Origin of the sequence: Bacillus sp. B4EP4a, assembly GCF_006680105.1 — a bacterium.
In the GTDB taxonomy this organism is placed as follows: Bacteria; Bacillota; Bacilli; order Bacillales; family DSM-1321; genus Peribacillus; species Peribacillus simplex_E.
The window spans coordinates 1-281 of sequence record NZ_VHIK01000139.1 but is presented as its reverse complement, the minus strand read 5'-3'; the positions used below and the strand labels follow the sequence as shown (position 1 = coordinate 281).

Genomic DNA, 281 nt, shown 5'->3' with positions numbered 1-281 from the left:
GATATGGATGATGAAAATGATGATTTGTATGATCCAGACGGCGAAGAATCCGATATATACGAAATCGATGTAGATTGGTAAACGCCTGAAGAGACCGCCTATATTCAGTATAATGAAGTGGAGGACACCTATCAATTCGGTATCGTTCAGGAAACAGGTGATGGTGTGCTGAAACGTATGAACCGGATTCGTACAGCGGATGATGACCTGATAAAGGATGAAACGAATTTCTTTTTCAGCAAGGAAGAAGCAAGTACGATCATCGCCATGATCGCCAGTCA

At 42.3% G+C, this 281-nt stretch carries 1 protein-coding gene; it reads right to left on the bottom strand.

Annotated elements, in window-relative coordinates; genetic code table 11:
• Positions 1-281, bottom strand: a 281-nt coding sequence (locus FNK51_RS26900; RefSeq protein WP_181762367.1) for a hypothetical protein, incomplete at both ends; no start/stop codon positions are given.